16 protein-coding genes are annotated in these 18,765 nt (G+C 74.0%); 10 read left to right on the forward strand and 6 right to left on the reverse strand.

The window, feature by feature from the left end; all coding sequences use genetic code 11:
* The first annotated feature begins 35 nt into the window (after positions 1–35).
* The 3 genes from QC029_RS06485 (at position 36) to QC029_RS06495 (ending at position 1,477) form a co-directional block, all read left to right on the forward strand.
* Complete coding sequence (locus QC029_RS06485) at positions 36–263, forward strand: hypothetical protein (protein ID WP_279554459.1); 228 nt, start codon at positions 36–38, stop codon at positions 261–263.
* 110 nt (positions 264–373) lie between these two features.
* Positions 374–1,102, forward strand: coding sequence for an NADPH-dependent F420 reductase (gene npdG / locus QC029_RS06490; protein ID WP_279554460.1), 729 nt, complete (start codon positions 374–376; stop codon positions 1,100–1,102).
* Between the two features lie 153 nt (positions 1,103–1,255).
* Positions 1,256–1,477: a hypothetical protein gene (locus QC029_RS06495; protein ID WP_279554461.1), complete on the forward strand. Its 222-nt coding sequence runs from the start codon at positions 1,256–1,258 to the stop codon at positions 1,475–1,477.
* Here QC029_RS06495 and QC029_RS06500 read toward each other — a convergent pair.
* The 3 genes from QC029_RS06500 to panB form a co-directional block, all read right to left on the reverse strand.
* Positions 1,464–2,261, reverse strand: a complete 798-nt coding sequence (locus tag QC029_RS06500) for a site-2 protease family protein (RefSeq protein WP_279554462.1) — start codon at positions 2,259–2,261, stop codon at positions 1,464–1,466. The two genes, QC029_RS06495 and QC029_RS06500, sit on opposite strands and share 14 nt — an antisense overlap.
* Positions 2,262–2,335: 74 nt before the next feature.
* Positions 2,336–2,800 carry an Hsp20/alpha crystallin family protein gene (locus QC029_RS06505; RefSeq protein WP_279554494.1) on the reverse strand — a complete coding sequence of 155 codons (465 nt, stop codon included), beginning with the start codon at positions 2,798–2,800 and terminating at the stop codon, positions 2,336–2,338.
* Between the two features lie 202 nt (positions 2,801–3,002).
* Complete coding sequence (gene panB / locus QC029_RS06510) at positions 3,003–3,866, reverse strand: 3-methyl-2-oxobutanoate hydroxymethyltransferase (RefSeq protein ID WP_279554463.1); 864 nt, start codon at positions 3,864–3,866, stop codon at positions 3,003–3,005.
* Between the two features lie 191 nt (positions 3,867–4,057).
* Here panB and QC029_RS06515 point away from each other — a divergent pair, with 191 nt between their 5' ends.
* From QC029_RS06515 to QC029_RS06530, 4 genes are all read left to right on the forward strand, one after another.
* On the forward strand, positions 4,058–5,710 hold the full coding sequence (locus QC029_RS06515; RefSeq protein ID WP_279554464.1) for an MFS transporter: 1,653 nt from the start codon (positions 4,058–4,060) through the stop codon (positions 5,708–5,710).
* Positions 5,707–6,324: a TetR/AcrR family transcriptional regulator gene (locus tag QC029_RS06520; protein ID WP_279554465.1), complete on the forward strand. Its 618-nt coding sequence runs from the start codon at positions 5,707–5,709 to the stop codon at positions 6,322–6,324. Before QC029_RS06515 ends, QC029_RS06520 begins: the two co-directional genes overlap by 4 nt.
* A gap of 348 nt (positions 6,325–6,672) precedes the next feature.
* Complete coding sequence (locus QC029_RS06525; protein ID WP_279554466.1) at positions 6,673–7,719, forward strand: endonuclease/exonuclease/phosphatase family protein; 1,047 nt, start codon at positions 6,673–6,675, stop codon at positions 7,717–7,719.
* A 232-nt stretch (positions 7,720–7,951) separates the two neighbouring features.
* Entirely contained in the window at positions 7,952–9,211 is a 1,260-nt protein-coding gene (locus QC029_RS06530) for an MFS transporter (RefSeq protein WP_279554467.1), read from the forward strand.
* A 252-nt stretch (positions 9,212–9,463) separates the two neighbouring features.
* Here QC029_RS06530 and QC029_RS06535 read toward each other — a convergent pair whose 3' ends face one another.
* The gene (locus QC029_RS06535; RefSeq protein ID WP_279554468.1) at positions 9,464–11,218 is read right to left on the reverse strand and encodes an NAD+ synthase; all 1,755 of its coding nucleotides are present in this window, start codon (positions 11,216–11,218) and stop codon (positions 9,464–9,466) included.
* Positions 11,219–11,379: 161 nt separating this feature from the next.
* Here QC029_RS06535 and QC029_RS06540 point away from each other — a divergent pair, with 161 nt between their 5' ends.
* From QC029_RS06540 to QC029_RS06550, 3 genes are all read left to right on the forward strand, one after another.
* Positions 11,380–12,018 (forward strand): GNAT family N-acetyltransferase, encoded by a 639-nt coding sequence (locus QC029_RS06540; protein WP_279554469.1) that lies wholly within the window; start codon positions 11,380–11,382, stop codon positions 12,016–12,018.
* Between the two features lie 124 nt (positions 12,019–12,142).
* The gene (gene glnA / locus QC029_RS06545) at positions 12,143–13,504 is read left to right on the forward strand and encodes a type I glutamate--ammonia ligase (RefSeq protein WP_279554470.1); all 1,362 of its coding nucleotides are present in this window, start codon (positions 12,143–12,145) and stop codon (positions 13,502–13,504) included.
* 92 nt (positions 13,505–13,596) lie between these two features.
* Positions 13,597–16,638, forward strand: coding sequence for a bifunctional [glutamine synthetase] adenylyltransferase/[glutamine synthetase]-adenylyl-L-tyrosine phosphorylase (locus QC029_RS06550; protein WP_279554471.1), 3,042 nt, complete (start codon positions 13,597–13,599; stop codon positions 16,636–16,638).
* 88 nt (positions 16,639–16,726) lie between these two features.
* Here the strand turns inward: QC029_RS06550 and QC029_RS06555 are convergent, their stop codons facing one another.
* Together QC029_RS06555 and QC029_RS06560 are read right to left on the reverse strand one after the other, a co-directional pair.
* Complete coding sequence (locus tag QC029_RS06555; RefSeq protein ID WP_279554472.1) at positions 16,727–17,578, reverse strand: phosphatase PAP2 family protein; 852 nt, start codon at positions 17,576–17,578, stop codon at positions 16,727–16,729.
* A gap of 36 nt (positions 17,579–17,614) precedes the next feature.
* Positions 17,615–18,685, reverse strand: a complete 1,071-nt coding sequence (locus QC029_RS06560; protein WP_279554473.1) for a LacI family DNA-binding transcriptional regulator — start codon at positions 18,683–18,685, stop codon at positions 17,615–17,617.
* Between the last annotated feature and the right edge of the window lie 80 nt (positions 18,686–18,765).

An 18,765-nucleotide genomic window follows, 5' to 3' on the forward strand; every position in this document is an offset into this window, starting at 1 on the left:
GATAGGCGGCGCGTCCTCGGGGCAGCATGGAGCACATGGCACTCTTCAAGCGCAAGGCGACCGGCAGGCCCGGCGAGTGGTTCTACTGCCTGGAGCACCACACGGTGGAGGAGGGCCCCGAGTGCCCCGCCAAGGACCGCATGGGCCCGTACGCGTCCCGTTCCGAGGCCGAGCACGCGATGGAGACGGCCCGCGACCGCAACGCGCGGTGGGAGAACGACCCGCGCTGGAGCGACCCCGCGGCGCGGGGCGACACCGACTGACGGGCGCGCCCGCGGGACGGGGCCGGCCGCCCGCCGGGTTCGCCGCCGCGTCCGCTACCGGTGGGTAACCCCGGTGTGCCGGTGCGCCGCGCTCCTGGCAGGATCGGACCATGACTTCGAACGATGCTTCCGCGGACGCCCCCGAGAAGACTCCCGGGAAGGCCCCCGCCAAGGACCCGTGGGACCTGCCGGACGTCTCCGGCCTGGTGGTCGGCGTGCTGGGCGGCACCGGCGACCAGGGGCGCGGCCTGGCGTACCGGCTGGCACGGGCCGGGCAGAAGGTGATCATCGGCTCACGGGCCGCCGAGCGGGCGCGCGCCGCCGCCGGGGAGCTGGGCCTGGGCGTGGAGGGCGCGGACAACGCCGAGTGCGCGCGCCGCAGCGACGTGGTGATCGTCGCGGTGCCGTGGGAGGGGCACGCCGCGACGCTGGAGAGCCTGCGCGGGGAGCTGGCGGGCAAGCTCGTCGTGGACTGCGTCAACCCGCTCGGGTTCGACGGGAAGGGCGCCTACGCCCTGAAGCCGGAGGAGGGCAGCGCCGCGGAGCAGGCCGCCGCCCTGCTGCCCGACTCGCGCGTGACCGCGGCCTTCCACCACCTGTCGGCCGTCCTGCTCCAGAACCCGGAGATCGAGGAGATCGAGACCGACGTGATGGTGCTGGGGGAGGTGCGGGCCGACTGCGAGATCGTGCAGGCGCTGGCGGGACGCATCCCGGGGATGCGCGGTGTGTTCGCCGGGCGGCTGCGCAACGCGCACCAGGTGGAGTCGCTGGTCGCCAACCTGATCTCGGTCAACCGGCGGTACAAGGCGCACGCGGGGGTGCGGCTCACCGACATCTGAGCGCCGGCCCCCGGGACGGGCGCGGGGCGCGCGAGGCCGCGTGCCGCCGCCGCCCGGGGGCGGGCACGGGCGCGGGGCGCCGGGCGGGGCGGGGCGGGCGGATGGGGGACAATGGGGGCTGTCGTAACGCCGTACCGTCTGGAGCCCGCCCCCATGGCCCCCTCGTCCCCGACCCGACGACTTCCCCTGTTCGCCCTGGTCGTCTGCGCCCTCGCCGTCGTCGCGGCGGTGGTGGCCTTCGTGAAGGGGGCCTGGCTGGTGGGGGTCGTCTGGGTCCTGATGGCCGGGCTGGCGTCCAACATGGCCTGGTACTACGTGCGCCGCGGCATGCTGGAGCGGGCCTCGGCGGAGGCGAACGGCGTCAGCGGGGAATGAGGACGTCCCCGGGCTCACCCTCCCAGAAGCGGAAGTAGTCCTGCCCGTAGGCGATCTCCTGCCAGGACACGCCCAGCGCCGCCGTCACGGCGTCGACGCCCTCCCAGAACACGGCGTTGACCTCCGGGATCCACAGGCAGGCGAAGACCGCGAGCAGGCCGAAGGGCGCGAAGGGCTCCACCTGCCGCCGGACCCCCGGCGACAGCCACGGTTCCAGGACGCCGTAGCCGTCCAGCCCGGGCACGGGCAGGAAGTTGAGGATCGCGGCCGTGACCTGGAGCATCGCCAGGAAGGCCACGGCGCAGCGGAACGCGACCGGTGCGCCGTCCATCAGACCCAGGAGGAACGGCGCGGCCAGCGCCAGGGCGAGGGCGGCGTTGACCAGCGGCCCGGCCGCCGAGACCAGGCTGTGCTTCAGTCGGCCCCGGATGCGGTCGCGCTCGATGAACACCGCGCCGCCGGGCAGCCCGATGCCGCCCATGATCACGAAGAGCACGGGAAGGACGACGCTCAGCAGCGCGTGGGTGTACTTGAGCGGGTTCAGGGTGAGGTAGCCCTTGGCCCCGACCGAGATGTCGCCGCCGTGCAGCGCGGTGCGCGCGTGCGCGTACTCGTGCAGGCACAGCGAGACGATCCACGCCGAGACGACGAAGAAGAACACCGCGACGCCGGTGTTCGCCGCGTAGTCCGTCCACACGCCCCAGGCCGACACCCCCATCACGGTGACGAGCCCGAGGAACACGGGACTGACCTGTCTGCCTGTGCGGGTGCCGGTCGCGCTCATGGGGCCCGACCGTACCCGGCGCGGTCTCCGGGGCGCGAGCCCGGTGCCCGCCGGCGCCCGTGCCCCGGCCGGTGCTACGCCGTGCCGCCGACGTCGATGGTGCGCCGCTTGCCCTGGGCCGACTTCGGGATGCGCACCGTGAGCACCCCGTCGGCCAGGTCGGCGGTCACCGCGTCGTCGTCGATGTCGTGCGGGACCATGGTGCGGTAGGAGAACCGCCCGGTCCGGCGGCTGAGCACCTTCCCGTGGTGCTCCTCCCGGAGTCCGCCGGTGATGTGCAGCTCGTTGGCGTCCAGCTCCACCGTCACGTTCTCGCGCGGGATGCCGGGCAGCTCGGCCCGCACCAGGTAGGCGTCCTCGGCCTCCTCCTCCTCGACCAGGGGCACCCAGGGCCGCTCGCCGGCGGGCGCCGTGCCCTGCTGGAAGAACCGGCCCACCTCGGACCACAGGTTCTCGAACTCGCTGCGCGGGTCGTGCCGGCCCCAGCCCTGCTGGTGCCGTGCCGGGCGCTGGGCGCCCTCTCCCCGCCGTACTGGCATCTTCACGGCCGCGTCTCCCTCCTCGTCGTGGCCGGTCGTGCACAGGGGCGGGTATCCGGGCGGGAGGTGTCGTAACGGGCCGGCGGCGGCTGCCCGCACGCGGCCGACGGCCCGCCGGCAGGGCTGGGGGAAGGCTGCCGGCGGGCCGTCGCGGGGTGACCGCAGGCGGCGGCCGGTGGGGGAGGCCGGCCGCCGCCACCGGTCAGTGGAAGGTGTGCTCCTCGGCGGGGAAGGCGGAGCCGACCACGTCCTGCGCGAACTCCTTCGCCGCGTCGCCGAGGGTCTCGCGCAGCCGCGCGTACCGCTGGACGAAGCGCGGCATCCGGCCGGCCGTCATGCCCGCCATGTCCGTCCAGACCAGCACCTGCGCGTCGCACTCGGGACCGGCGCCGATGCCGACGGTCGGGATGCTCAGGGAGCGGGTGACCTCGGCGGCCAGCTCGGCCGGGACCAGCTCCAGGACGAGCGCGAAGGCGCCCGCGTCCTGGGCGGCCTTGGCGTCGCGCAGCAGCCGGTGGGCCGCCTCGTCGCCGCGGCCCTGGACGTAGTAGCCGCCCAGCGCGTTGACCGACTGCGGGGTCAGGCCCAGGTGGGACATCACGGGGATGCCGGAGCGCACGAGCAGCTCGGTCTGGGCCAGCGACCGCTCGCCGCCCTCCAGCTTCACCGCGCCCACACCGGCCTCCTTCACCAGCCGGGTGGCGTTGCGCAGGGCCTGGACGGGGCCCTCCTGGTACGAGCCGAAGGGGAGGTCGCCGACGATCAGCGCCCGCCGGGTGCCGCGTACGACGGCGGCGGACATCATGGTCATCTCGTCCATGGTGACGGGCACGGTGCTGTCGTAGCCGAGGTGGCAGTTGCCCGCCGAGTCCCCGACGAGCAGGACGGGGATGCCCGCCTCGTCGAAGACCGACGCGGTCATCGCGTCGTACGCGGTGAGCATGGGCCACCTCTCGCCGCGCTCCTTGGCGGCGGCCAGGTCCCTCACGGTGATGCGTCGCTGCTGCGTTCCGCCGTACAGCGCCTTGCTGCTGCTGTCGGCCGCCTGCTGCTGGGCATGCGTCATTGCGCCGGCTCCTGTGTTCGTCGTCTCGAGGCGCCCTCACGGCGTCCCCGGATCCTCGTCCATGGTGGCACTCCGGCGGGGCGGGAGGGAAGGGGGGCCGCCGCGGCTCACGGGTTTCCCGGGCGCGGCGCCGGGATGTCGCGCAGCGATACGAGACGGGTCCGTATCGTAAGTGCCCTATGCTGGGCCGCATGAGCGCAGCGAGCCCCGCACCAGCCCATCCGCCGGTACCGGAGGCCGTCCACCGCCGGCGATGGGCGATCCTGGCCGTCCTGATGTTCAGCCTGCTGATCGTCGTGCTGGACAACTCGATCCTCAACGTCGCGATGAAGACCATCGCCACCCCGGCCCCCACCGGCCTCGGCGCCACCCAGAGCCAGCTGGAGTGGGCGATCAACTCCTACACGCTCGTCTTCGCGGGGCTGCTGTTCACCTCGGGCCTGCTGGGCGACCGCTACGGGCGCAAGCGGGTGCTGCTGGCCGGGCTGGCGCTGTTCGGCGTCGGCTCGGTGCTCGCCGGGCTGTCCGACTCGCCCGCCGAACTCATCGCGTTCCGCGCGCTGATGGGCTTCGGCGGCGCCTTCGTGATGCCCGCGACCCTCGCCATCCTGATGAACGTCTTCGACCGCGACGAGCAGCCCAGGGCCATAGGGATCTGGGCCGCCGGCGTCGGTCTGGCCATCGCCATAGGGCCGATCACCGGGGGCGTGCTGCTGGAGCACTTCTGGTGGGGCTCGGTCTTCATGGTCAACGTGCCCATCGTGATCACCGCGCTGATCGCGATGGCGCTGCTGGTCCCGGAGTCGAAGGACCCGGCTCCCGGCCGCCCGGACCCCCTGGGCGTGCTGCTGTCGGTCGTCGGCCTGGTGCTGCTGGTCTACGGCATCATCAAGGGCGGCCAGCTCGCCGACTTCACCGACCCCGAGGTGCTGCTCACGGTGGGCGGCGGCATCGCCGTCCTGGCCGGCTTCGTGCTCCACGAGAAGCGCAGCGACCACCCGGCCCTGGACATCGGCCACTTCCGCGACCCCGCCTTCTCGGCCGCCGTCGCCGCCGTCGCGCTGGTCTTCTTCGCGCTGATGGGCGTGACGTTCTTCATGGTCTTCTACACCCAGAGCGTGCGCGGCTACACCCCGTTCCAGACCGGACTGCTGCTGCTGCCGCTGGCCGTCGCGCAACTGGTCTTCGCCCCCCGGGCCCGGCTGGCCGTCGAGCGCTTCGGCGCCCGCGCCACCTGCACGGGCGGCATGCTGGTGATCGCCGCCACCATGGCGTCGTTCCTGCTGCTGGACACCGGCACCCCGATCTGGATCCTGGAGGTGCTCTTCTTCCTCCAGGGCGCCGGGATGGCGCACATCATGCCGCCCGTCACCGTCACGATCATGCAGTCGCTGCCGCGGCGGAAGGCGGGCTCCGGCTCGGCGGTCAACAACATCTTCCGGCAGGTCGGCGGCGCGCTGGGGGTCGCGGTGCTGGGCTCGCTGCTCTCCACGGCCTACCGCGGCCGCATCGAGGACGAGCTGGCCCGCGTGCCCGGCCTGTCCGAGGGCGCGCGCCACGCGGCGGGCGAGTCCATCGAGGCCACCCGGGCGCTGGCGGAGCGGATGGGCCCGGCGGGCCGCGCCCTGGCGGAGCGGGCCGACGAGGCGTTCGTCCACGCCATGCACGTCACGGTCGTGGGCTCCGCCGCCGTCGCCCTGCTCGGCGCGGCCGTCGTCGCGCTCTTCCTGCCGGGCCGGCGGGGAGCGCCGGACGGCGAGGGCGTGAAGGGCGCGGGGGTGCCCGGACCGGGGCGCGGACGCGACTCCTCCCCGGAGGCGGCGGAGGCGGAGGCGGAACGGTGACCGGGACCGGGGCCGAGGCCGGGGCGGCGCGCACCGTGCGGGGCAGGCCGCGCAGCGCCGCCGCCGACCGGGCGATCATCGAGGCCGTCCTGCGGCTGCTGGAGCGGGGGGTCGGCGTCGACGCGCTGTCCATGGAGGGCATCGCCCGCGAGGCGGGCGTGGGCAAGGCGACCGTCTACCGCCGCTGGCCCGGCAAGGACGCCCTGCTGCTGGACGTCATGCGCACCCTGGACGAGCCCCCGGCCGAGGTGCGCGGCGAGTCCGTGCGGGACGACCTGGTGGAGTTCCTGGAGCGGCTGCGGCGGCGCGGCCTGGCCAAGCGGGACTCCGCGCTGCTGCGCACCATGATGAGCCACTTCCACAGCCGTCCGCGGCTGTGGCAGGAGTACCACGACACCGTGATCAGCGCCCGGCGCGAGCTGCTGCACACGGTGCTGCGGCGCGGCATGGCCGAGGGCGAGATCCGCACCGACCTGGACGTGGAGCTGCTGGGCGACCTGTTCGTCGGGCCGATGCTCTCGCGGGCGCTGCTGCACGAGTGGAGGGAACTGCCCGAGGGGCTGGCGGAGCAGATCGTGGACGGGGTGCTGGACGGCGCCCGCCCGCGCCCCTGACCCCTCCGCACGGGTTTCCGGGGGTTCCCGGGGGTCCCGTAGGTTCCCGGGATTCTCGGGGGTTTCCGGGTTTCCCGGGGTTTCCCCCGTTCCGCGGCGTTCGGCCCGATCCGGTCGCCGTGCGCGCATGCGGGTCCTCACGCCGTGCCGGAATGTGCGTGTTTCGTTACAGTGACGGGGTGTTGCCGGGAGGTCAGGAACCCGCCGCCGGACCGCGTTCGTCCTGGCAGACGTACAGGCGTACGGGTCGCCCGGTGCGGGCCCGGTACGCCCAGCAGGCAAGACCGGCCGCCACCCGGAACGCCGGAACCGGATGGCGGCCGCGATGACGGTGAGTGAGGACGGCGGATGGCACGGGCGCACATGACGGAGGCGGAGTCGGAGACGGCACGGGAGGAGGCGGACCGGCGGCCCGGACCCGCCCCCTCCGCCGCCGCCCGGTTCCGGCACGCGATCGCCCGGCTGGGCGGCGAGGGCCGGTGGCGGCGCGGCTGGGTGCTCGCGCTGTTCTCCGTGCTGATCGCGCTGCTGATGGCACTGCACTCCCGCGTGCCCAACCGGGTCGGCAACCTGGGCAGCCTGCTGGAGACCTTCCTGCCGTGGGTCGGCCTGGCCGTCCCGCTGCTGCTCCTGGCCGCCCTGCTGCGCCGCTCGGCCACCGCGCTGGTGGCGCTGCTGCTGCCCGCGGTGGTCTGGGTGGACCTGTTCGGCGGCCTGATCACCGACAAGCGCGGCACCGGCGGCGATCTGACGGTCGTCACCCACAACGTCAACGCCGACAACCCCGACCCGGCCGGCACGGCACGGCGGCTGGCGGAGAGCGGCGCCGAGGTGGTGGCCCTCCAGGAACTGCCGGGCCGCTCGGTGGCGGCGTACGAGGAGGCGCTGGCGGAGGCCTATCCCCACCACACGGTGCAGGGCACGGTCGGGCTGTGGAGCAGGTACCCGATCGACGACGCCAGGCCGGTGGACATCGGGATCGGCTGGACGCGCGCCATGCGCGCGACCGTCGCCACGCCGCGCGGGGAGGTCGCCGTCTACGGCGCGCACCTGCCGTCGGTGCGGGTGAAGTTCGAGGCGGGGTTCACCGCCCGCCAGCGCGATGTCGCCGCCGACCTGCTGGGCGAGGCCATCGTGGCGGAGCCCATCGGGCGGGTGGTGCTGCTCGGGGACCTCAACGGGACGATGAACGACCGCGCGCTGGCGTCCGTCACCTCCCAGATGCGCTCCACGCAGGGCGCGGCGGGCGACGGCTTCGGGTTCAGTTGGCCCGCGTCGTTCCCGATGGCCCGGATCGACCAGATCATGGTGAAGGGGGTCGAGCCGGTGTCGTCGTGGTCGCTGCCGCCGACCGGCAGCGACCACCTGCCGCTGGCGGCGTCGGTGCGCTGGTAGGGACCGGGGCCGACAGGGCTCCGGGACCGGGTACCGGGTATCGGGTTCCGTGATTTCCCGGCGGACGGTCCGCCCCGTGCGGGGGCGGGCCGTCCGCTGCTCGTAGCACGGCCGTCACCTATTTGTTTTGTGCCGGAACAAAAAGGCTGCAAGACTTGGTTCCGTTCGGAGCACACCCGTTCCGTCCCCTTCCCCACCCACGCACCCACCCCTCGCGTCGAAAGGCTCTCCCATGCCCCTGGCCCTGCTCGCGCTCGCGGTCGCGGCCTTCGGGATCGGCACCACCGAGTTCGTGATGATGGGCCTGCTGCCCAACGTCGCGGACGACCTGGGCGTCTCCGTGCCCACTGCCGGCCACCTCGTCTCCGCCTACGCCATCGGCGTCGTCATCGGCGCCCCGCTCCTGGCCGCCGTCGGCGTCCGCGTCCCGCGCAGGCGGATGCTGATCGCCCTGATGGGCCTGTTCACCCTCGGCAACCTCGCCTCCGCCCTCGCCCCCGGATACGGCACGCTCCTGGCGGGGCGGGTGCTGGCCGGGCTGCCGCACGGCGCGTTCTTCGGCGTCGGCGCGGTCGTCGCCGCCCGCCTGGTGCGGGAGGGGCGGCAGGCGCGTGCCGTGGCCACGATGTTCCTGGGCCTGACCGTGGCCAACATCATCGGGGTGCCGGGCGGTACCGCGCTGGGCCAGCAACTGGGCTGGCGTGCCACGTTCCTGGTCGTCACCGTGATCGGGCTGGTCGCGATGGCCGCGCTGGCGGCGCTGGTGCCGCACCTGCCGCTGGAGCGGCGGGACGGCGCCGCCGGTGGTGCCGCCGGCGCCGTCGGGGAGCTGCGCCGGGAGGTGCGGGCCCTGGGGGACCGGCAGGTGCTGCTGGGACTGCTGACGGCCGTCTTCGGGTTCGCGGGCGTCTTCGCCCTCTACAGCTACCTCGCGTCGATGGTCACCGAGGTCACGGGCCTGGCCGAGTCGTCGGTGACGGTGGTGCTGGCGCTCTTCGGGGTCGGCATGACGCTGGGGGCGCTGGCCGCGGGGCCGCTGACCGACCGCGCGCTGCGGCCGACGCTGTACGGATCGCTGGGCGCGCTGGCCCTCGTGCTGGTGGCCTTCCGGTTCACGGTCCACGTGCCGTGGGCGGCGATGGCGACCGTGGTGGTGATCGGCGCGGTGGGGTTCATGACCACCACGCCGCTGCAGATGCTCGTGATGGAGAAGGCGCGCCACGCGCCCACGCTCGCCGCGGCCTCCAACCACTCCGCGTTCAACCTCGCCAACGCGGGCGGCGCGTGGGCCGGCGGCACGGCCATCGCGGCCGGCTGGGGCTGGACGTCCCCGGCGCTGGTGGGCGCCGGGCTGGCGGTGGTGGGCCTGGCGGTCGCCGTGGCGGCGGGCGTGCTGGACCGCGGGGCGTCGCCCGGCCGGCGGTCGCGGGTGGTGGCTCGTGGGGCGGGTGCCCGTGGGGCGGGTGCCCGGGACGGGGCCGGCGTTCGCTGAGGTCGGGGCCGGTCCGGGGCGGACGTTCCGGACGGCGTCGTTCACGGCCGCGGCTGTGGACCGTTTCGTCGCCCGTCAGGTGGCCGCGGACAACGCCCGGGTGCCCGGATCATCCGCCCCGGTCCGTCCCCTCCCGCGGTCGTCCGGGTGCGGGAGGGGACGGGGGCGCGTCGGACCGGCGCCCGGGGCGTGGAACCGTATGGGCGGCGGGCGCACCCGTCGGGTGCGCCCGCCGTCGTGGGGGAGCCGGCGTCAGCCGGTCTCGCGCCAGCGGTTGGTGACCGGCAGGCGCCGGTCCTTGCCGAAGCCCTTCGCCGAGATCTTGGTGCCCGGCGGGTACTGCCGCCGCTTGTACTCGGCGGTGTCCGTCATCCGCAGCACCCGGGTGACGGTCTCCTCGTCGAAGCCCCGCGCGATGATCTCCTCGCGCCCCTGGTCCCGGTCCACGTACAGCTCCAGGATCCGGTCCAGGACGTCGTAGTCGGGGAGGGAGTCGGAGTCCACCTGGCCCGGGCGCAGTTCCGCGCTCGGCGGCTTGGCGATGGAGTTCTCCGGGATCGGCGGGATCTCGCCGCGTTCGGCCGCGGCCTTGTTGCGCCAGCGGGCGAGGCGGAAGACGGTCGTCTTGTAGACGTCCTTGATCGGCCCGTACGCGCCCACCGAGTCGCCGTAGAGCGTCGAGTAGCCGCACGCCAGCTCGGACTTGTTGCCCGGGGCGAGGACGATGTGGCCCTCCTGGTTGGACAGGCCCATCAGCAGCGTGCCGCGCAGCCGCGCCTGGAGGTTCTCCTCCGCGAGGCCGGTGAGCTGGAGCGAGTCCATGTACGCGTCGAACATCGGGGCGATCGGCACGGTGCGGTAGTTGAGACCGGTGCGGCGGGCCAGCTCCGCCGCGTCGTCCCTGGAGTGCTCCGAGGAGTAGCGCGAGGGCATGGAGACGCCGTGCACGTTCTCCGGACCGACCGCGTCGCAGGCGATGGCGGCGGTGAGAGCGGAGTCGATGCCGCCGGAGAGGCCGATGAGCACCGAGCGGAAACCGTTCTTCAGGACATAGGCGCGCAGGCCCGTGACGAGGGCGGTGTAGATCTCCTCGTCGTCCTCCATGCGCGGCGCCTCGGCGCCGGTGGCCCGCGGCTCGTACGCCGGGAGGGGGGAGGGGGAGAGGACGCGGTGGTCTATGCGCAGGCCGTCGGCGACGCTGCCGGAGGGGGGCTCGGCCGCGGCGGCGGGCAGGTCGAGGTCGAGGACGACGCAGTCCTCCGCGAACTGCGGCGCCCGCGCCACGACCTCGCCGTCCGCGGCGACGACGATCGAGTCGCCGTCGAAGACCAGGTCGTCCTGGGCGCCGACCATCGCCAGGTAGGCGGTGGTGCAGCCCGCCTCGCGGGCCCGGCGGCGGACGAGGTCCAGACGGGTGTCGTCCTTGTCGCGCTCGTAGGGGGAGGCGTTGATCGACAGCAGCAGGCCCGCCCCGGCGGCGCGGGCGGCGGGCACCCGGCCGCCGTCCTGCCACAGGTCCTCGCAGATGGCCAGGGCCACGTCGATCCCGTGCACCCGGACGACGGGCAGCGTCTCGCCGGGGACGAAGTAGCGGAACTCGTCGAAGACCCCGTAGTTGGGGAGGTGGTGCTTGGCGTACGTCAGCACCACCTCGCCGCCGTGGAGGACCGCGGCGGCGTTCTGCGGGGCGCCGGCGGGCTGGCCGTAGCGCGGCTGGGCCTTCTCCGCCCTGTCCAGGTAGCCGACGACCACGGGGATCTCCCCGAAGCCCTCGTCGGCCAGGCGCCCGGCGAGGGCGGTGAGGGCGGCCCGGCTGGCCTTGACGAAGGACGGGCGCAGGGCCAGGTCCTCGACGGGGTAGCCGGTGAGCATCATCTCGGGGAACGCCACCAGGTGCGCCCCCCGTTCGGCCGAGCGCCGCGTCCAGCGGACGACCGCGTCCGCGTTCCCGGCGAGGTCGCCGACGGTGGAGTCGATCTGGTTCAGGGCGAGTCGTAGCTGAGGCACACGGTCAGTCTAATCGTCGTACTGACGCGATCTCGTGAGGCGGGTTCCGCGAGGGGCGCCGCGTGTCGGGGCCGCCGGGGCGGGCCGCCGCGGGGGGTTGCCGCGGACGGGGGCCGCCGCCATCCTGAGAGCGCTCTCAGTCGCTGGACGGAAGGAAGCCCATGAGTGCGGACAGCGGGGGCGCGCCGGTCGTGCGGCCGTACCGGCCCCGGGACCGCGACGCGGTCTACGACGTGTGCGTGCGCACCGCCGACGCGGGCGGCGACGCGAGGGGGCTCTACCGGGACCCCGACCTGATGCCGGACCTCTTCGCCGGGCCGTACGTCCACCTCGCGCCCCACCTGGCCTTCGTGCTGGACGACGGCGAGCGCGCGGTGGGGTACGCGGTCGGCACCGCCGACACCGCCGCGTTCGCCGAGGCGTTCCGCCGCGAGTGGCTGCCGCGCGTCGCCGGGCGGTACCCGCGGGCGCGGACGCCGGACACGCCCGACGAGCGGATGACCGAACTGCTGTACACGCCCGAGCGCATGGTGCTGCCGGAGCTCGCCGGCCACCCGGCGCACCTCCACGTCGACATCCTCCCCGGGCACCAGCGGGCGGGGCACGGGACGGCGCTCGTCCACGCGCTGCTGGACGCCCTGCGCCGGGAAGGGGCCGAGCGCGTCCATCTGGGCATGCTGACGGTGAACACCGGCGCACGCCGCTTCTACGACCGCCTCGGCTTCCACGAGCTGGCGGTGCCCGACCCCGGCCCGCTGACCTACCTGGGCCGCTCCACGGAGGTCGGCGCCGCACGGTGAGGGGAGGCGGCGCGTCGGGGCAGCGTAATGTGGCGGTAACCCCTCACCGTGATACTGGTGTGCCAGCCGCCCCCTCCCCGGGCGGTACGGGGAGAGGCCGTCTGACCAGCGAGGATGGGTGACCATGGACAAGCAGCAGGAATTCGTGCTCAGGACGCTCGAGGAGCGCGACATCCGGTTCGTCCGGCTGTGGTTCACCGACGTCCTGGGCTTTCTGAAGTCCGTCGCCGTCGCGCCCGCCGAGCTCGAGCAGGCCTTCGACGAGGGCATGGGCTTCGACGGCTCCGCGATCGAGGGCTTCGCGCGCGTCTACGAGTCGGACATGATCGCCAAGCCCGACCCCAGCACGTTCCAGATCCTGCCCTGGCGCGCCGAGGCCCCCGGCACCGCGCGGATGTTCTGCGACATCCTGATGCCGGACGGCTCCCCCTCGTACGCCGACCCCCGCTACGTCCTCAAGCGGGCCCTGAACAAGACCTCCGACCTCGGCTTCACCTTCTACACCCACCCCGAGATCGAGTTCTTCCTCCTCAAGGACCGCCCGGTGGACGGCTCCCGGCCCACCCCGGCCGACTCCTCCGGCTACTTCGACCACACCCCGCAGCACGTCGGCCAGGACTTCCGCCGCCAGGCGATCACCATGCTGGAGTCGATGGGCATCTCGGTGGAGTTCTCCCACCACGAGGGCGCCCCGGGCCAGCAGGAGATCGACCTGCGGTACGCCGACGCCCTGTCGACGGCCGACAACATCATGACGTTCCGCCTGGTGATGAAGCAGGTCGCGCTGGAGCAGGGCGTGCAGGCCACCTTCATGCCCAAGCCGTTCTCGGAGTTCCCCGGCTCGGGCATGCACACCCACCTGTCGCTGTTCGAGGGCGACCGCAACGCCTTCCACGAGTCCGGCGCCGAGTACCAGCTCTCCAAGGTGGGCCGCTCCTTCATCGCCGGGCTGCTGAGGCACGCGGGGGAGATCTCCGCCGTCACCAACCAGTGGGTCAACTCCTACAAGCGCATCTGGGGCGGCGCCCAGCGCACCGCGGGCGCCGGCGGCGAGGCGCCGTCGTACATCTGCTGGGGGCACAACAACCGCTCCGCGCTGATCCGGGTGCCGATGTACAAGCCCGGCAAGATGGGCTCCACCCGCATCGAGGTGCGCTCCCTGGACTCCGGGGCCAACCCGTACCTGGCCTACGCGGTGCTGCTCGCCGCCGGGCTGAAGGGCATCGAGGAGGGCTACGAGCTCCCGGCCGGCGCCGAGGACGACGTGTGGGCGCTGTCGGACGCCGAGCGCCGCGCGATGGGCATCGAGCCGCTGCCGCAGAACCTGGGCGAGGCGATCACGCTGATGGAGCGCAGCGAGCTGGTCGCCGAGACCCTGGGCGAGCACGTCTTCGATTTCTTCCTGCGCAACAAGAAGCAGGAGTGGGAGGAGTACCGCTCGGAGGTCACCGCCTTCGAGCTGCGCAAGTCCCTGCCGGTGCTGTAGCGCGCCTTCGCGGGGACGGCCGGCACGGCGGGACCGGCCGGCACGGCGGAACGGGCAGGACAGGCGGGACGGCGGCGAGAGGCAAGGCCACGGTGGTGCAGGGCGGTCGGCGGGACAGCCGGTTCGGACGGTTCGTACGGCACGGGTTCACCGATCCGGGGGCGGCCGGCCGCCTGCTGGACTCGCCCGCCCTGGCCCGGGTGCGGGACGACGCGGTGCTGCTCGACGCGCTCGGCGCCACCGCCGACCCCGACCTGGCGCTGCTGTCCTTCGTGCGGCTGGTGGAGGCCCAGCCGGACGACACCGGGCGCCAGACGCTGCTGAGCACCGTGCTGGCCGCCAAGCCGCTGCGCGACCGGCTGCTGGGCGTGCTCGGCGCCTCCGAGGCGCTGGGGGACCACCTCGCGCGCCACCCGGACGACTGGCGGGTCCTCCAGTCGTACGAGACGACCGACCTCCACCCGGGCGTCGAGGAGTTCGAGGCCGCGCTCGCCCCCGCGACCGGCCCCGACGAGCTGCGCGTCGCCTACCGCCGCGCCCTGCTCACCATCGCCGCCCGCGACGTCTGCGGCACCACCGCCGTCAGGGAGACCGCCGCCGAGCTCGCCGACCTGGCCACCGCCACCCTGCGCGCCGCCCTGGCGGTGGCCGAGCGCGAGGAGCCGGGCGACGCGCAGCTGTGCCGGCTGGCCGTGATCGGGCTGGGCAAGTGCGGCGGCCACGAGCTGAACTACGTCTCGGACGTGGACGTCGTCTTCGTCGCCGAGCCCACCGGGGGCGGGGAGGGGGACGACGGGGAGACCGGGGCGCTGCGCGCCGCCACCCGGCTCGCCTCCCGCATGATGCGGATCTGCTCCGACACCACCGCCGAGGGCACCATCTGGCCGGTGGACGCCAACCTGCGGCCCGAGGGACGCAACGGCCCGCTGGTGCGCACCCTGAGCAGCCATCTGGCGTACTACCGGCGCTGGGCCAAGACCTGGGAGTTCCAGGCGCTGCTCAAGGCCCGTCCGGTGGCCGGCGACGCGGCGCTGGGCCGCGAGTACTGCGAGGCCCTGGCCCCCCTGGTGTGGCAGGCCGCCGAGCGCGAGAACTTCGTCACCGACGTCCAGCAGATGCGCCGCCGCGTGGTGGCCGGGATCCCCGCCGCGCAGCTCGACCGCGAGCTCAAGCTCGGCCCGGGCGGCCTGCGCGACGTGGAGTTCGCCGTCCAGCTCCTCCAGCTCGTCCACGGACGCAGCGACACCGCCCTGCGCAGCCCCACCACCCTGGCCGCGCTCGACGCGCTCGCGGCGGGCGGGTACGTGGGCCGCCAGGACGCCGCCGCGCTCGACGACGCGTACCGCTTCCTGCGCGTCCTGGAGCACCGCATCCAGCTCCAGAAGCTGCGCCGCACCCACCTGATGCCCCAGGACCAGGCCGAGCTGCGCCGCCTGGGCCGCTCGCTGGGCTTCCGCCAGGACCCGGTGGCCGAGCTGACCCGCGCCTGGAAGCGGCACGCCGCGGTGGTGCGGCGGCTGCACGAGAAGCTCTTCTACCGGCCGCTGCTGGACGCCGTCGCGCAGCTCGCGCCCGGTGAGATCCGGCTGTCGGCCAGCGCCGCGCGGCAGCGCCTGGAGGCCCTCGGCTACGCCGATCCGGCCGCCGCCCTGCGCCATCTGGAGGCGCTGACCTCCGGGGTCAGCCGCAAGGCCGCCATCCAGCGCACCCTGCTGCCGGTGCTGCTGGGCTGGTTCGCCGACTCCGCCGACCCCGACGCCGGGCTGCTGGGCTTCCGCAAGGTCTCCGACGCGCTCGGCCAGACGCCCTGGTACCTGCGGCTGCTGCGGGACGAGGGGGCGGCCGCCGAGAACCTGGCCCGGGTGCTGTCCGCCGGACGCCTCGCCCCCGACCTGCTGCTGCGCGCCCCCGAGGCCGTCGCCCTGCTCGGCGACCCCGGGGGGCTGAGGCCGCGCGGCAGGGAGGCGCTGACCCAGGAGGCGCTGGCGGCCGTCGGCCGGGCCGACGGTCCCGAGCAGGCCGTCGCCGCCGTGCGCGGGGTGCGCCGCCGCGAGCTGTTCCGTACGGCCGCCGCCGACATCATCGGCGCCTACAAGGCGGGGAGCGGGGAGGAGCCGGCGCAGGGCCCGCCCCCCGGCGGCCCCGACGGCCCCGACGGCACGGCCGCCGCCGTGGACCGGGTGGGCGAGGCGCTGTCCGACCTCAACGCCGCGACCGTCGCCGGGGCGCTGCGGGCGGCGGTGGACGCCCGCTGGGGCGACACCCTGCCCACCCGCTTCGCCGTCATCGGCATGGGCCGCTTCGGCGGACGCGAGCTGAACTACGGCTCCGACGCGGACGTGCTGTTCGTCCACGAGCCGCGCGAGGGCGTGGACGAGCGGGAGGCGGGCGAGGCCGCCTTCGCCGTCGCCAACGAGATGCGCCGCCTCCTCCAGCTCCCCAGCTCCGACCCGCCGCTCCTCATCGACGCCGACCTGCGCCCGGAGGGCAGGAGCGGCCCGCTGGTGCGCACCCTGGCCTCCTACGCGGCCTACTACCGCCGCTGGTCGCTGGTGTGGGAGCGGCACGCGCTGCTGCGCGCCGAGCCGGTGGCGGGCGACGCCGACCTGGGCCGCCGCTTCGTCGAGCTGATCGACCCCCTGCGCTACCTCGAGGGCGGTCTGGAGGAGGAGGCGGTGCGGGAGATCCGCCGCCTCAAGGCGCGGATGGAGACCGAGCGGCTGCCGCGCGGCGCCGACCCCACCACCCACACCAAGCTGGGCAGGGGCGGCCTGTCGGACGTGGAGTGGACCGTCCAGCTGACGCAGCTGCGCCACGGCGCGTCCGAGCCGGCGCTGCGCACCACCCGCACCCGCACCGCCCTGGCCGCCGCGCGGGAGGCCGGGCTGATCGGCGAGGAGGACGCGGGGATCCTGGACGAGGCGTGGCTGCTGGCCACCCGGGTGCGCAACGCCGTGATGCTGGTGCGCGGCCGGCCCGGCGACACCTTCCCCTCCGAGCCGCGCGAACTGGCCGCCGTCGGCCGCTACCTCGGCTACGAGCCGGGCCACGTGGGCGAGATGCTGGAGGACTACCGCCGCACCACGCGCCGCGCCCGCGCGGTGGTGGACCGGCTGTTCTACGGCGCCGACTGAAGCGGACCCGGGAACGGCGGAGCCCCCGGCGCCTTCTCTTCGGGCTTCTCCGGATCCCTCCGGGCCGGGGGCTCGTGCGGGCGGCCCGTCAGGGCCGTGTCGCCGCGGGGACCAGGCGGGGCAGGCGGTGGGCCGGCGCGCCGTACCAGGCGCGGGAGATCGCGAAGCCTATGCCCAGGCAGACCACCCCGCCCACCGCGTCCAGCCAGAAGTGGTTGGCGGTGCAGACGATGACGACGAGGGTGACCGCCGGGTAGAGCCAGCCGAGGATCTTCACCCACAGCGGCGCCGCGAGCAGGGCGATGGTGATGCCGCACCACACGGACCAGCCGATGTGCATCGACGGCATGGCCGCGTACTGGTTGGAGACGTTGGCCATGTTGCCCGAGGCCATCGACCCCCAGGTGTCGTGGACCTTGACGGTGTCGATGAAGTGCACGCTCTCCATCAGCCGCGGCGGCGCCAGGGGGTAGAGGTAGTAGCCGAGCAGGGCGACGGCCGTGGTGGCGAACAGGACCGTGCGGGTGGCGGCGTAGCGGCCCGGGTGTCTGCGGTAGAGCCAGACCAGGACGCCGACGGTCACGATGAAGTGCAGCGTCGCGTAGTAGTAGTTCATCGACACGATGAGCCAGGTGACGCCGTTGACCGCGTGGTTGAGCGACTGCTCGACGGCGATGCCGAGGGCGCGTTCGGCCTCCCACAGCCAGTCGGCGTTCCGCAGGGCCTGCGCCTCCTGCTCCGGCACGGCGTTGCGGATCATGGAGTACGTCCAGTAGCTGACCGCGATCAGCGCGATCTCGAACCAGATCCTCGGCCGCCGGGGTGCGCGGATGCGCTGGACGACGGTGCGGCGCGGTGCCGGGACACACGTGCGTTCACCTGCCGAGGCGACGGTGGTCACCCGGGCTTCTTCTGTCGTCCTCGCGATCGGAACCCCCATGGGGCGACAGTCTGCCAGAATCGGACCTCCGACCGATCATCCCCCGGTCTGGTCCCGTCCGCCTCCGGTCCTCCGTGAGACGGACCCCCGCCCCTGGGGGGCGGAGGCGGTGGAGCCGCGGACGACGAGTTCGGGCAGGAAGACGAACTCGCTGTGCGGGGCGGGCGTACCGCCGATCTCCTCCAGCAGCGCCCGCACCGCGGCCTGCCCCATCGCGGTCACCGGCTGGCGGATGGTGGTCAGGGGCGGGTCGGTGAAGGCGATCAGCGGGGAGTCGTCGAAGCCGATGACCGAGACGTCGCCGGGCACGTCCAGCCCGCGCTGCCGGGCGGCCCGGATGGCGCCGAGCGCCATCATGTCGCTGGCGCAGACCACGGCGGTGCAGCCGCGGTCGATCAGGGAGCTCGCGGCGGCCTGGCCGCCCTCCAGGGTGTAGAGCGAGTGCCGGACCATCCCCTCGGCCTCGCTCCGCGAGAACCCGAGCTGCTCCTGGAGGCTGGCGGTGAAGCCCTCTATCTTGCGCTGGACGGGCACGAACCGGGCCGGTCCCAGGGCCAGCCCGACGCGCTCGTGGCCGAGCGAGGCGAGGTGGGTGACGGCCAGCCGCATCGCGGCGCGGTCGTCCGGGGAGACGAAGGGCGCCCGCACCTCGGGGGAGAAGCCGTTGATCATCACGAACGGCACGCCCTTGCCGCGCAGCTGCTCGTAGCGCTGCATGTCGGCGGTGGTGTCGGCGTGCAGTCCGGAGACGAAGATGATGCCCGCCACGCCCCGGTCCACGAGCATCTCGGTCAGCTCGTCCTCCGTCGAGCCGCCGGGGGTCTGGGTGGCGAGGACGGGCGTGTAGCCCTGACGGGTCAGCGCCTGCCCGATGACCTGGGCGAACGCCGGGAAGATCGGGTTCTCCAGCTCCGGCGTGATCAGCCCGACCAGCCCGGCGCTGCGCTGGCGCAGCCGCACGGGCCGCTCGTACCCCAGCAGGTCCAGTGCGGCGAGGACGGACTCGCGGGTGGCCGGGGAAACGCCGGGCTTGCCGTTGAGGACGCGGCTGACCGTCGCTTCGCTGACCCCCGCCTGGGCTGCGATGTCAGCTAGCCGTGCGGTCACAGCACTGGACTGTACCGGCCGTGTGTCTGACTGCCCACCGTACCCGGGAGTTTGCCCGAATCCACACGGTTTCGCCCCTG

Origin of the sequence: Streptomyces sp. DH37, from assembly GCF_029813835.1 — a bacterium.
Taxonomy (GTDB): domain Bacteria; phylum Actinomycetota; class Actinomycetes; order Streptomycetales; family Streptomycetaceae; genus Streptomyces.